The organism is Yinghuangia sp. YIM S10712, from assembly GCF_051388935.1.
Taxonomy (GTDB): domain Bacteria; phylum Actinomycetota; class Actinomycetes; order Streptomycetales; family Streptomycetaceae; genus Yinghuangia.
The window spans coordinates 49,308-61,762 of the sequence record NZ_JBPKBI010000008.1 but is presented as its reverse complement, the minus strand read 5'-3'; the positions used below and the strand labels follow the sequence as shown (position 1 = coordinate 61,762).

10 protein-coding genes are annotated in these 12,455 nt (G+C 70.9%); 5 read left to right on the top strand and 5 right to left on the bottom strand.

The genetic code is table 11. The features are described 5' to 3' along the window. Positions 1 to 196: 196 nt before the first annotated feature. On the bottom strand, positions 197 to 1,117 hold the full coding sequence (locus ACRX5W_RS18140) for an SDR family NAD(P)-dependent oxidoreductase (protein WP_436789225.1): 921 nt from the start codon (positions 1,115 to 1,117) through the stop codon (positions 197 to 199). Between the two features lie 144 nt (positions 1,118 to 1,261). Here ACRX5W_RS18140 and fabG point away from each other — a divergent pair, with 144 nt between their 5' ends. After that, positions 1,262 to 1,999 (top strand): 3-oxoacyl-ACP reductase FabG, encoded by a 738-nt coding sequence (gene fabG, locus ACRX5W_RS18135; RefSeq protein ID WP_436789224.1) that lies wholly within the window; start codon positions 1,262 to 1,264, stop codon positions 1,997 to 1,999. A 178-nt stretch (positions 2,000 to 2,177) separates the two neighbouring features. Here the strand turns inward: fabG and map are convergent, their stop codons facing one another. Then, entirely contained in the window at positions 2,178 to 2,945 is a 768-nt protein-coding gene (gene map / locus ACRX5W_RS18130; RefSeq protein WP_436789223.1) for a type I methionyl aminopeptidase, read from the bottom strand. 87 nt (positions 2,946 to 3,032) lie between these two features. Here map and ACRX5W_RS18125 point away from each other — a divergent pair, with 87 nt between their 5' ends. Beyond that, entirely contained in the window at positions 3,033 to 3,308 is a 276-nt protein-coding gene (locus ACRX5W_RS18125) for a helix-turn-helix domain-containing protein (protein WP_436789222.1), read from the top strand. A 345-nt stretch (positions 3,309 to 3,653) separates the two neighbouring features. Here ACRX5W_RS18125 and ACRX5W_RS18120 read toward each other — a convergent pair whose 3' ends face one another. Further along, positions 3,654 to 3,854 carry a hypothetical protein gene (locus ACRX5W_RS18120; protein ID WP_436789221.1) on the bottom strand — a complete coding sequence of 67 codons (201 nt, stop codon included), beginning with the start codon at positions 3,852 to 3,854 and terminating at the stop codon, positions 3,654 to 3,656. A 600-nt stretch (positions 3,855 to 4,454) separates the two neighbouring features. Here ACRX5W_RS18120 and ACRX5W_RS18115 point away from each other — a divergent pair. Together ACRX5W_RS18115 and ACRX5W_RS18110 are read left to right on the top strand one after the other, a co-directional pair. Next, positions 4,455 to 5,336: a polysaccharide deacetylase family protein gene (locus ACRX5W_RS18115; protein WP_436789421.1), complete on the top strand. Its 882-nt coding sequence runs from the start codon at positions 4,455 to 4,457 to the stop codon at positions 5,334 to 5,336. Between the two features lie 372 nt (positions 5,337 to 5,708). Continuing rightward, on the top strand, positions 5,709 to 9,560 hold the full coding sequence (locus ACRX5W_RS18110; protein WP_436789220.1) for an ABC transporter ATP-binding protein: 3,852 nt from the start codon (positions 5,709 to 5,711) through the stop codon (positions 9,558 to 9,560). 92 nt (positions 9,561 to 9,652) lie between these two features. Here ACRX5W_RS18110 and ACRX5W_RS18105 read toward each other — a convergent pair whose 3' ends face one another. Together ACRX5W_RS18105 and ACRX5W_RS18100 are read right to left on the bottom strand one after the other, a co-directional pair. Continuing rightward, complete coding sequence (locus tag ACRX5W_RS18105) at positions 9,653 to 10,954, bottom strand: DUF6891 domain-containing protein (RefSeq protein WP_436789219.1); 1,302 nt, start codon at positions 10,952 to 10,954, stop codon at positions 9,653 to 9,655. Between the two features lie 148 nt (positions 10,955 to 11,102). Continuing rightward, complete coding sequence (locus tag ACRX5W_RS18100; RefSeq protein WP_436789218.1) at positions 11,103 to 11,555, bottom strand: MaoC family dehydratase; 453 nt, start codon at positions 11,553 to 11,555, stop codon at positions 11,103 to 11,105. Positions 11,556 to 11,794: 239 nt separating this feature from the next. Here ACRX5W_RS18100 and ACRX5W_RS18095 point away from each other — a divergent pair, with 239 nt between their 5' ends. After that, complete coding sequence (locus ACRX5W_RS18095) at positions 11,795 to 12,319, top strand: hypothetical protein (RefSeq protein WP_436789217.1); 525 nt, start codon at positions 11,795 to 11,797, stop codon at positions 12,317 to 12,319. Positions 12,320 to 12,455 lie beyond the last annotated feature (136 nt).

Genomic DNA, 12,455 nt, shown 5'->3' with positions numbered 1-12,455 from the left:
TTCGCGAACCCGAGGGCAGGGAATGGCGTACCTCCCGTGTGTCCGGGCGGACCCCGTAGCCCCCGAAACCGCCGTCCCGCGGCCCGGCCGCAGGACGGGAGGACCGGCGAAGCGCGCCTCCGGCGCAACGCCGGCATCGGATGGGCCCGTGGACATCCCCCCGTCCACGGGCCCGCCTCCGGTCCGCACCTTTTGTTCAGGCCGGCGGGAACTTCTCGCCCAGCAGCTCCTCGGACATCGCCCACAGTCGGACCGCCGCCTCGGGGTCGCGTGCCCACGCACGATACTGCTCGCTGACGCCGCAGTCCTCGACGTAAATGCCGCCCTGGTCGGCGAGTTCGGCGGCGGTCGCGGCCCACACCTGGGTCGCGGCGCCCTCCACCACGGACTTCGCCCGGTGTGCCTCGGACCGTGTCGCCCGCTCCAGCATCGCGGCGCTTTCCTCGGCACCGAGGTGACGCCCCAGGTTGGTCCTGACCGATCCGGGGTGCACGGCGTACGCACGGACACCGCGTTCCGCGAGACGACGGTCGAGCTCGACGGTGAACAGCACGTTGGCGGTCTTGGACTGCCCGTACGCCACCCACGGATGGTAGTCGGTGGTCTCGAAGTTCGGGTCGTCCCACAGGATGTCGCTGACCCGGTGGCCCGCCGAGCTGAGGTTGACGACTCGGGAGGGGGCGCCGCGCAGCAGGGCGGGGGTCAGCAGGTTCGTCAGCAGGAAGTGGCCGAGATGGTTCGTGCCGAACTGGAGCTCGAAGCCGTCCGCGGTGCGGCCGAACGGCGTGGCCATGACGCCGGCGTTGTTGACGAGGATGTCGATGCGCGGATGGCGGTCGAGCAGCCACGCGGCGAATTCGCGTACCGAGGCCGTCGAGCCGAGGTCGAGGACTCCGCCTTCGACGGAGCGGCCGTCTCCGCCCAGGGAGGCGACCACCTCGGCGGCCTTGGCCGCGTCACGCGCGGTCGCGACGACGTGTGCGCCGGCGCCGGACAGCGCGCGGACGGTCTCCGCCCCCAGCCCCGAGGTCGCCCCGGTGACGACGGCGACCTTGCCGGTCAGATCGATACCGGCGATGACTTCGTCGGCAGTGGTCTCAGCACCGAATATGGGCACGGCTTCTCCTGGTTCTCGGAAGTTTCTCGGAGACGAGCGGATGTGATCATGCGCCAAGGCGCCCATCGCGCACCTTACTGACCATCTGTCAGTAGGCTGTCCGGCGGTGACCGTCCGGCACAGACGACGACACGGAGGAAAGCCATGCTCGAAGGACGCAATGCGGTGGTCACCGGAGCGGCACAGGGCATCGGCCTGGAGATCGCCAAGGTCTTCTGCGCGAACGGCGCCCGAGTGGTCCTCGGCGACCGCGACGGAGACGCGGCGCGGGCGGCGGCGGAGGAACTGGCGGCGGCGGGCGGCAGCGCGGTCGGTGTGAGCTGTGATGTGACCGCTCCCGAAGAGGTCGACGAACTTGTGCGCACATGCGTCGACACTTACGGCGCACTCGATGTATTCGTCAACAACGCGGGCGTGACGCGGGACGCGACGCTGCGCAAGATGACCCTCGACGACTTCGAGACCGTCGTCGACGTGCACCTCAAGGGCACCTGGCTCGGCACGCGGGCCGCGTCGCTGGTCATGCGCGAGCAGGGACGCGGCGCGATCGTGAACATCTCGTCGCTGTCCGGCAAGGTCGGCTTCGTCGGTCAGACCAATTACAGCGCCGCCAAAGCCGGCGTTGTCGGCCTCACCAAGGCTGCGGCAAAGGAGCTGGCACACCTGGGAGTTCGTGTGAACGCGGTCCAGCCCGGACTGATCCGGACCGCGATGACCGAGGCGATGCGCAAGGACATCTGGGACGCCAAGGAGCGCGAAGTCCCCCTCCAGCGCGCCGGCGAGCCGGTCGAGGTCGCCAACGCCGTCCTCTTCCTCGCCTCCGACCTGTCCAGCTACATCACCGGCACGGTCATCGAGGTCACCGGCGGCCGGGGCATGTGATCGCCGCCGTGGGATGGGGCCTGCCCAGGCCGGGAGACGCCCCTCGCTGACGCCGAACGCATGCCCGCGGACCGCACTGGCGTACGTTCGTGTGCAGCCGACGCCGTGCGTGCTGCTTCCTCGGCCCGGCGCGCCATCGCGCTGAGATTGCCGGGTGGGCGCGCGTCTCCGACGGATCTCACAGGGCCGTCAGGACCCTGGGGCCGTCACCGGTCACCGCCACGGTGTGTTCGAAGTGGGCGGCGCGGGAGCCGTCGGCGGTGACCAGGGTCCACCGGTCGGGCAGGATCCGGTAATCGGTGCGTCCGCTCTCCACGAACATCGGTTCCAGCGCGAGCACCAGCCCCTCGCGCAGCCGGTAACCGCGCCCGGGACGACCGGAGTTCGGTACGTGGGGGTCCTCATGCATGGACGTGCCGATGCCATGGCCGCCGTGATCGCGGAGGATGCCGTAGCCGTACGCCTCCGCAACGCGCTGCACGGCGTTCGCCACGTCCCCGATCGTGTTGTCGGGGACCATGGCCGCGATCGCGGCCTCCAGCGCCTCGCGAGTCGCAAGGGCCAGCCGTTCGGCCGCCGGATCGGCCCGGCCGACCGCGACGGTGACGGCGGAGTCCCCGTGGTAGCCGCCGAGGATCGCCCCGCAGTCCGCCGAGAGCAAGTCGCCGTCGCGCAGCACGCGTTCATTGGGGACGCCGTGCACGACGACGTCGTTGACCGACAGGCACAGCACGCCCGGGAAGGGCGGCACGGACGCGTACGGCCGGTAGCCCAGGAACGAAGGCAGCGCACGCGCCGCACGTATGTGCTCGGCCGCAAGCGCGTCGAGTTCCTTGAGGGTGACGCCGGGCCGGGCGGCTTCCGTGACCACACGAAGCGTGTCGGCGACGACGCGGCCCGCCTCGCGCATCAGTTCGATCTCTGCGTTGCTCTTGAGCGACACCATGGGCTACCTCCCGCGATCCCTGTATTTGGCCAAACAATACACGCCAAAGAATCCGGGCCAAAAAATACAGGCCATACAATCGTGAGCATGGTGCGTACCCCTCTGACCGACGAACAGCGGCACCGCGGCCGGATCCTCGGCCAGGTGCTGCGCGAGGCACGTGGCCGCCGCAGCGCGGCACAGGTCTCGGTGGAATCCGGTGTTCCGCTGGACACCCTGCGCAAGATCGAACGCGGCGCGATCGCCATGCCCGCGTTCTTCACTGTCGCGCAACTCGCCCGCGTGTTGGACTTGGACCTCGCGGAGCTCGCCGCCGAGTTGTTCGCGGCGGATGCGCCCGAGGCCCCGGCGGGAGCGGCCTGAGCGGGCGGCGATCGCCTCGAACAGGTCTGCTCACCGACCTGGCCCGCTCGCGACCACGCTGTCGGGCCCTTGGCGCTGTCGGTCGTTCCTGCCTGCGACAGAAGCCTGGCGCTCGCGGACTCTGCATTCCGGCTTCCCGGCCCGTGTCCTGACCCGCTCCTGCGCCGTTATCCGGAGAGAGAGCCGCCACCGGGCGGCACCGGCGCAAGCCCCGGACGTCTCCCCGGGGCACGCAGGACTTCGGAAGGTGGTGACGATGCCGGGGCGTGGCGCGAACCGTCGCGGAACCACTCGGCCCGGTCGAACCTGACGCGGATCAGCCGCGAGCGGCGGAGCCGGCCGAGGTCAGGCGAACGAGGCTGTTCCGACGGCGTTCCACAGCGGGCCGTGGAACGGCAGGGCGAAGTCGGCGGGCACAAACTTGTCCGGGACGCGGGGGATGCGCGGCAGTTGCGCGGCCCGCGCCGCGGGCACATACAGCGACGCCATCGAGCTGAAGAAGACAGCAACCGCAAGCACAGCCGCGCGCCGGTATCCGAGCCTCATTTTCGCCTCCTCGTACGCGGCGCCGCCCCCACCCGGGAACACCGGCACCGAAACCCGCCACCCCACGTGACGGCGGGTTGACTCTAAGGTTTTGTCGAGATTCCTCCGCGCATCTTTAGGCCGTACGGGTGAACCTGCATGCCCCGAATGGACCCTGGACACGCAAGTTCACTCCGACGAGTGAACAATCCACGCCTCGGCGCGACCGCATTCTCGAAGCTCACAATTTTGTCGACTTAGGTCTTTAAATCCGCCTTGAGTCGCCTGCCCGGCGCGGTCCGCCCGCGATCCAGAGGCCGACAGACCACGGCGCCGCACATGCCCGAGGCCGTCCAGATCGTCGAAAATCCCGCGCTCCGCCGGAGCTTCGACACGCCCGCCACGCGATCCGGCCCCGGTCATGCGATCGAGTGAGCGCCGGAATGCGCGGACGACTCCCCGGGGACGTTCGGCGGTCACTGGCGCCCATCGGAGGTCATCCGGGTGAACCCTTACCGCAACCGCAACCGCCACCACCGCACGACTTCTTGTCTCTTTGTCGCCACATTGCTGGCCACCGCCGCCTGCGCGGTCCCCGGCTCGGACCAGGAGGGTTTCGGCCTGCGCCGCACGACCGCGCCGCCCACGTCCGCACCTCCATCGAACGCAGCTCCCGGACCCGCCGACGCCACCGGCTCCCCGGCCGACGGAGAGGTCGCCCCGCAGCCGGCTCCCGGCGAGTCCAGCGACGCCTTCGCCAAGCCCCGCCCCGGTGAACAGGCCGTCGAGGCCGCCCAGGCGCGGCAGAAGGCCGCCGCGAAGTGGGGGCTCACCGCCGCGCCGCTGATCGCGCCGCCGCCGCCCGAGACCAAGCCGAGGCTCACCGACGACCGGCCCCAAGTGATCGCAGACCCGGGCGTGCCGCCCGTCCTGCGGCGGGTCCCGACGACCGACAAGGTCGTGTTCCTGACCGTCGACGACGGCGCGGAGAAGGACCCGGCGTTCAGCCGCATGCTGCGTGAACTGGACATCCCGGTGAGCGTGTTCGTCAGCGACTACCTCATCCCCGACTACGGCTACTTCCGCGACCTCGCGGAGCAGGGCGTCGCGGTGCACAACCACACGCTCAACCACCCTGACCTGCGCAAACTTGGCCGCGCTGCGCAGGAGCGGGAGATCTGTGGCCAGCAGGACAACCTCGCGGAGGAGATCGGCGTACGCCCCCGACTGTTCCGACCGCCCTACGGCGAGTACACCCCCGAGACACTGCGCGTCGCCGCGTCGTGCGGCATCACGGCCGTGCCGATGTGGAACCAGGAGGTGTTCGTCGACCGCATCGACTACCGCTACACCGACCACCGGTTCCACCCCGGCGACATCATCCTGACCCACTTCCGCGGACCGACCGAGTGGCGCGGCACCATGACCGACATGCTGCGCCTGGCGGTACGCGAAGTCACCGCCCAGGGCTACGCCTTCGCGCGGCTGGAGGACTATCTCTGAGCTGCGGCCCGGTACGTCGCCGCGTCGTGAGCGGTGTCGCGAAGAGCCCGGAAGACGCTGCGGAAGCGGGCGGGGGCCGCCGCAGCCGATCGGGACGGCGGGGGCGGCGCGCGGCAGTCGGCAAGCGTCGCAGCAGCGGCGGAGAACGATGTGCACCGGGCGGCAGGCGTGCAGGCACGGGTGGGGGCGACGCGGCGTCGGCAGGCGTCGCAGCGGGGGCGGGAAGCGGTGTGGAACGGGCGGCGGGCGGGGTGGCGTGGGGAGGTGGGGCAGGCGTCGTCGGCGAGGTGGCTCGGGGGCCGCGGCCGCCTGCTTCCCTCCCCGCGCTGACGCGGAATCGTTAGTGGCGCTAAGCACTTAGACTCGGTGGTTGTGACCACCGCCGCGGCACCGGCCGCTCCTCAGGTTCCGCCTCCCGCCGCCGGGCGCGGTTGGCTGCGCCGTCTGCTGGCTGCCTGCTGGCAGCACAAGGGAAGCGTGCTCTGGGCGTTCGGCGCCTCGATCATCGGCATGACCGTCACCGCGTTCGTGCCCCTCGTCCAGCGCGCGGTCATCGACGACGCCGTGGTGAGCCACACGCGTTCCATAGCCCCGCTCGCCGCGTTGCTTGTCGGCGCGGCGGTCATCGCGTTCGCGGCGGCCTTCGTCCGCCGGTACGTCGGCGGGCGGTTGTCCCTCGAAGTGCAGTACGACCTGCGCACGCAGGTCTTCGGCGCGCTGTCGCGGCTCGACGGCGCCCGGCAGGACGAACTACAGACCGGCCAGATCGTCAGCCGGGCCGGCTCGGACATCAACATGATCTCCAGCGTGCTGGCGATGCTGCCGATGCTGACCGGCAGCGCCCTGCTCTTCGTCATCTCGCTGGTCGTGATGTTCACGTTGTCGCCGCTGCTGACGATCGTCGCGCTCGCGGTCGGGCCGGGCCTGTTCCTGGTCGCGCGCGTCTCGCGCCGACGGCTGTTTCCGGCCACATGGGCGGCGCAGCAGGAGGCCGCCGCGCTCGCGGGTGTCGTCGACGGCGCGGTCACCGGGGTCCGTGTGGTGAAGGGCTTCGGGCAGGAGTACCAGGAGATCGGGCGGCTGGAGGCCGCCGGGAAACGCCTGTTCGCCGCCCGGATGCGGGCCGTACGGCTCAACAGCCGCTACACGCCGACGCTGTCCGCGATCCCGGCGCTCGGGCAGGTCGGTGTTCTCGCGCTGGGCGGCTGGCTGGCCATCGAGGGCCGGATCACGCTGGGCACGTTCCTCGCGTTCTCCACCTACCTCGGGCAGCTGGTCGGTCCCGTGCGCATGCTCGCAAGCCTGCTGACGCTCGGGCAGCAGGCCCGCGCCTCCGTCGAACGCGTGTACGAGGTCATCGACTCTCAGCCACTGGTCACCGAGAAGCCCGGCGCGACGCCGTTGGCACCGCAGGCGGCCGGCATCGAGTTCGACGGCGCGACGTTCGGGTACGTCGCGTCGCGCCCGGTCCTGGACGGCCTGACCCTCGCAGTCGCACCCGGCGAGACGCTGGCGCTTGTCGGCACCTCGGGCTCCGGCAAGTCGACGGTGTCCATGCTGCTGCCGCGCTTCTACGACGTTCAGGAGGGCACGGTCCGGGTCGCGGGCCACGATGTCCGCGACCTGACGCTGGACTCGCTGCGGGCGGCCATCGGGCTGGTCGCCGAGGACTCTTTCCTGTTTTCCGACACCGTGCGCGCCAACATCGCCTACGGCCGGCCCGACGCGACCGACGCTCAGGTTCGGGCGGCGGCGCGGGCCGCGGAGGCGGACACGTTCATCAGCGGGCTGCCGGACGGCTACGACTCTGTGGTGGGCGAGCAGGGCCTCACGTTGTCCGGCGGCCAGCGCCAGCGCATCGCCCTCGCACGCGCGCTGATCACCGATCCGAGGATCCTCGTGCTGGACGACGCGACCTCGGCGGTGGACCCCAAGGTCGAGGCGGAGATCCACGCGACGCTGCGCCGGGTGATGGCGGGCCGTACCACGGTGTTGATCGCGCACCGCCGGTCGACGTTGCAGTTGGCGGACCGCATCGCGGTGCTCGACCGGGGGCGCCTGGTCGATGTCGGCACGTACGCGGAACTCGACGCGCGGTGCCCGCTGTTCCGGCTGCTGCTGTCGGGGCCGGGCGACGATGCCGAGGGCACCGACGCGGCCGAGACTCCGGCGGCTCAGGCTGCCGCGGCGTCCGCCGAGCCTTCCGCGGACGGGATCACCCCCGAGTTGTGGGACCGGGACGCGCTGCCGGATTCGCCGTACGAGGCCACCGCCCGCACCACCGCGCAGGACGGTGCCGCGTCCGTCGGCGGAGGCGGCGGCCCCGGGCGCGGTGGTCCGGGATTCGCCGCGATGATGCCGGCGACACCGGAACTGCTCGCCCAGGTCAAGGCGTTGCCGCCCGCGACCGACAAGCCGGCGGTCGACGAGCGCGCCGCGCGGGCGGAGGACCGGCACTTCACGCTGCGGTCGCTGCTGCGCCCGTACCGGATTCCGCTGCTGATCGGCCTGCTGCTGGTCGCTTTCGACGCCGCCGCACAGCTCGCGCTCCCCGCGCTGATCCGCGACGGCGTGGACCGGGGCGTGGGCGACGAAGCGACGCACGCGATCGTCGTCGTTTCGTTGATCGCGTTGGCCGTGGTGGCGGCGGACTGGCTGGTCAACGTCGCGCAGGTGCGCATCGCCGGGCGGACGGGCGAGCGGCTGCTGTACACGCTGCGCGTCAAGACGTTCGCGCATCTTCAGCGCCTGGGGTTGGACTACTACGAGCGCGAGATGTCCGGCCGCATCATGACGCGCATGACCACCGACGTCGACGCCATGTCGACGTTCCTGCAGACCGGCCTGGTCAGCGCGGTGGTGAGTGTGCTGACGTTCTTCGGCATCATGGCCGCGCTGCTGGTGCTGGACTGGCAGTTGGCGCTCGTGGTGATGAGTGTGCTGCCGATCCTCATCGCCGCGACAGTGGTGTTCCGCAAGCGTTCGGCGGCGGCGTACGACGATGCACGCGAGAAGGTCAGCGCGGTCAACGCCGACCTCCAGGAGAACGTGGCCGGCATGCGGACCGCACAGGCGTTCCGCCGCGAGGGCCGCAATTCGGCGCGGTTCGCCGAACGCAGCCGCGACTACTACGACTCGCGGCTGACCGCGCAGCGCTACATCGCGCTGTACTTCCCGTTCGGGCAGTTCCTGTCCAACCTGGCCGGTGCGCTGGCCCTGGTGGTAGGGGCGCAGCGCGTGGACGCGGGGACGATGACGGCGGGCGCGCTGATCGCGTATCTGCTGTACATCGATATGTTCTTCACCCCGATCCAGCAGCTTTCGCAGGTGTTCGACGGCTATCAGCAGGCGGCGGTCGGCCTGCGACGCATCCGGGATCTGCTGCGGACGCCGAGTTCGACGCCGCGCCCGGCGAAGCCGGTGCCGGTTCCGGGCTCCGGCCTCAAGGGCGAAATCGTGTTCGAGAACGTGCATTTCGCTTATCGGACAACGGCGGTGAGCGAGGACGGCACGCGGAACGGCAAGGCGCCCGAGGCGATCTCCGGGGTGTCGCTGCGCGTCGCGCCGGGCGAGACGGTGGCGCTGGTCGGCGAGACGGGTGCCGGGAAGTCGACGCTGGTCAAGCTGGTCGCGCGCTTCTACGACGTCGACTCGGGAGCGGTGCGCGTCGACGGTGTGGACGTGCGCGACTGGGATCTGGCGGGCTACCGGCACCGGCTGGGCGTCGTGCCGCAGGAGCCGTATCTGGCGGCCGGCACCGTGCGCGACGCCATCGCGTACGGTCGGCCGGACGCGACCGATGCCGAAGTCGAGGCGGCGGCACGGGCGGTCGGCGCGCACGAGGCGATCGCCGCGCTCCAGGGCGGCTACCTGCACGACGTCGGCGAGCGCGGACGCACGCTCTCCGCGGGCCAGCGGCAGCTCATCGCGCTGGCCCGCGCGCACCTGGTCGATCCGGACATCCTGCTGCTCGACGAGGCGACCGCGGCACTGGATCTGGCCACCGAGGCCGCGGTGACCCGGGCTGCCGACGAGGTCGCGAAGCGGCGTACGACGCTGGTGGTCGCACACCGGCTGTCGACGGCGGCGAAGGCGGATCGCGTGGCGGTGGTCGACCGCGGGCGGGTCGTGGAGACCGGCACACACGAGGAACTGCTCGCCCGGGGCGGTGTCTACGCATCGCTGTGGGCAGCTTTCACGGGTGTCGACGAGCATGTGGCCTGAAGCGGGTCACCGGGCGCCGGACGGTCGACGCCCCGCGATCCCGGTGCCTCCGCCGTCCGAGTGCGGAGGCACTCGCGGCCCCGCGGCGCACGTCACCGAGCGGGCGCCCGGGTCCATCGCCGACGGCGCCACGCGAACGGCGGAACGAAGAGCCGTTGGCCGGCGGTCTCGTCCCATTCGACGGCCACGCCGTGTCGCGCCAGTACTTCGCGCACGGTGTGGCCGACCGCGGCGGAGGCCGCGTCGTGGTCGGCACGGGCGCGGCCGGGCTCGGCGAACGCGCCGAAGGCCAGGTACAGCCCTTCGCCGTGCACCGCGCGCGCGAGGTCCTGCCCGTGGTAGAAGACTGCGCCCCGGACCGGTCCCCAGCGGGAATCGGCAGCGGCTTCGCGGGCCTCGTCGTCGATGTCGGCTGTATCGGCGTCCCATTCGAGGTCGAAGGCCAAAGAACGCGCCGCCTCCTCGCCGTCCGACCAGCCGTCGGACTGCGTCAGGCCCGCGTTCTGGAGGGCCACGATCCGTTCCGCCCGCAGGTCGGCGAAGGCACGGTCGATCGCGTCGTTCGTGGTGACGTCGTGCCACGCGGCTTCCGCGGCCTTTTCGGATCGGAACAACTCGCTTGTGAAAAGCGTGAGTTCCTCGGTCAACCCGGCATGGTCGCGGCCCAGGAGCTCGCAGACGGTGTGGGGCAGGTCTTCCAGGATGTCCGCTTCGTTCTTGAACCCGCCGCGGACCATCACGGAGACCGCGCCCACCACGTACTCGCGTTCCTCGTCGCTGAGTTCGTCGTCCCGGCCGTCGTGCGGCGCGGTGTCGTCGGGCTCGCTCTCACGGTCGTCGGCGACGGCGGCGGCGATCGGGGCGGCAACCGGGGCTGGGGCTGGGGCGGGGGCGGCCCAGGCGATCCGCCGGATCCCGCGTATCGGAATCGTCAGCAGGTCGAAGCCCATATCCTTCGGCCGCAGGTCCGCGGTGCGGGTGTGGCCGTCGGCCGCAACGACCTCGGCGAGGACGATGTAGTTGCGCCACAGCACACTGGAGCGCCAGTTCCCGCCGCTCGGCGGGTAGGCGAATCCCGTGTGGTCAGGCGGTTCGAGAAACGCCACGCAACTGGCCCGGGTGCCGGCACGGTGGATGTCCCCGTACACGGAGTGAGCCGCGGCGGCGTCCCTGGTTCGCACGACTGCCACCGACCCGAGCAGGCAGCATCCCTCGTCGACGAGAACCGCCCGCCAGACCGGTGCGTCCCCGTCCGGCAGCAACGGCCGGAGCTCGGGGGCTGCTGTGTCAGACCACGTGACGGCGTCCGTAGCGAGAATTTCGTACGCGCGATCCTGGATCCGCAGCGAACGAGCGGAGCCGAAAAGCTCCTCGGGCGTTGCCATTTCGCTCATGCGCCCCGAGGCTAGGCGTCGCCTCCGACGGCCGGCCGACGAGCGCTGTCCGGATCACGCCGTGCGCAGGCGCGCGTGCCGCGATCCCGGGGGAAGGCCGCGTCGGCGGCCGGCCCCCGGGCGAGTTCTGTTGCGCGTGGTGCGCAGGTCACAGGACGACGAGCACCAGTGTCTCGGCGACGCAGGCGGGCTTGGTCTGGCCCTCGATCTCGACGGTGTACCGGATGACGATCTGCTTGCCCTGCGCGACGTCGCGGACCTCGGCCAGCTCCGCCCCGACGCGCAGGCGCGAGCCGACGGTGACGGGCGTCGGGAAGCGAACCTTGTCGGTGCCGTAGTTGACGAGCATCTTCGGGCCTTCGAGGCGGAAGACGTCCTTGCCCAGGGCGGGGATCATCGACAGCGTCAGGTAGCCGTGCGCGATCGTCGCGCCGAACGGGCCGTCCTTGGCACGCTCGGGGTCGACGTGGATCCACTGGTGGTCACCGGTGGCGTCGGCGAAGCGGTCGATGCGGTCCTGGTCGACGACGTGCCAGTCGCTGTACCCCAGGTGCTCGCCCTTCTGGGCCGCGAACTCGTCGAACGACGTGAAAACACGCATGTACGCCTCCGGGCGTGGTCGGAAGTGCCGGTCTCGGTCGGCGTCCCCCATTCGGGCGACACCGCTTCGGGGGCCATCGTATTGGTCGCTCAGTCGATAGTGGACCTTGCAAACTAATTTCCCAACGGCTAGGTTCCAGGGCGCACCAATGCGGATGCGGATGCACGTGCATATGCATCAGCTAGGGTGTGAACGGGCCGTTGCCGGACGCCGGTCCCCTTGAGGGGGGTGTGCACGAAATGCCTGAGGGCAACCCGGAACTGACGATCACGCATATCGGCGATGCACCCTGGCACGAGGTCAAGGCGCAGTCGCACGACGGCCGCCGCGTGTCCGTCTGGGAGAAGTTCCTGGAGTGGACGCCCCAACGCATGGTCGTCTACGCCCGCTACGACCCCGGGGTGATCGTGGAACGACACGGGCACATGTCCGACCACTACGTGTTCGTCGTCGCCGGCGAGGTCACCGTCGGAGACCGCCCCTGCCCGACGGGCACGCACATCACCCTGGAACAGGGCGCCGCGTTCGGCCCCCTCGTCGCGGGGCCGGAAGGCGCGACCCTGTACGAGGTGATGGCCGGCGACCCGAGAGCCGTCCCCGCCGACCGCGAGGGCTTCGCACGCCTTCTCGCCGAACGGGACATCACGCCCCTGCCGAACCCTCCGGTGCCGTGGCCCGACTGGCTGGCGGCCCGCACCGACGGCGATCCGGGCGGCGGCCACCCGCGAGGACCCGACCGGCGAAACGGAATGACCCACATGTAGCCGGTCATTGGGCTACATTCACCGCAGACCACCACCTCACGCCGCACGCGCGAGCCTCGCCCCTGTGGGCACGCGCCGGCCGGCAGGCGGCGTGTGGCGCCGCCCCTGTGCGCCACACGCCGCCGCCCCCCGGAGG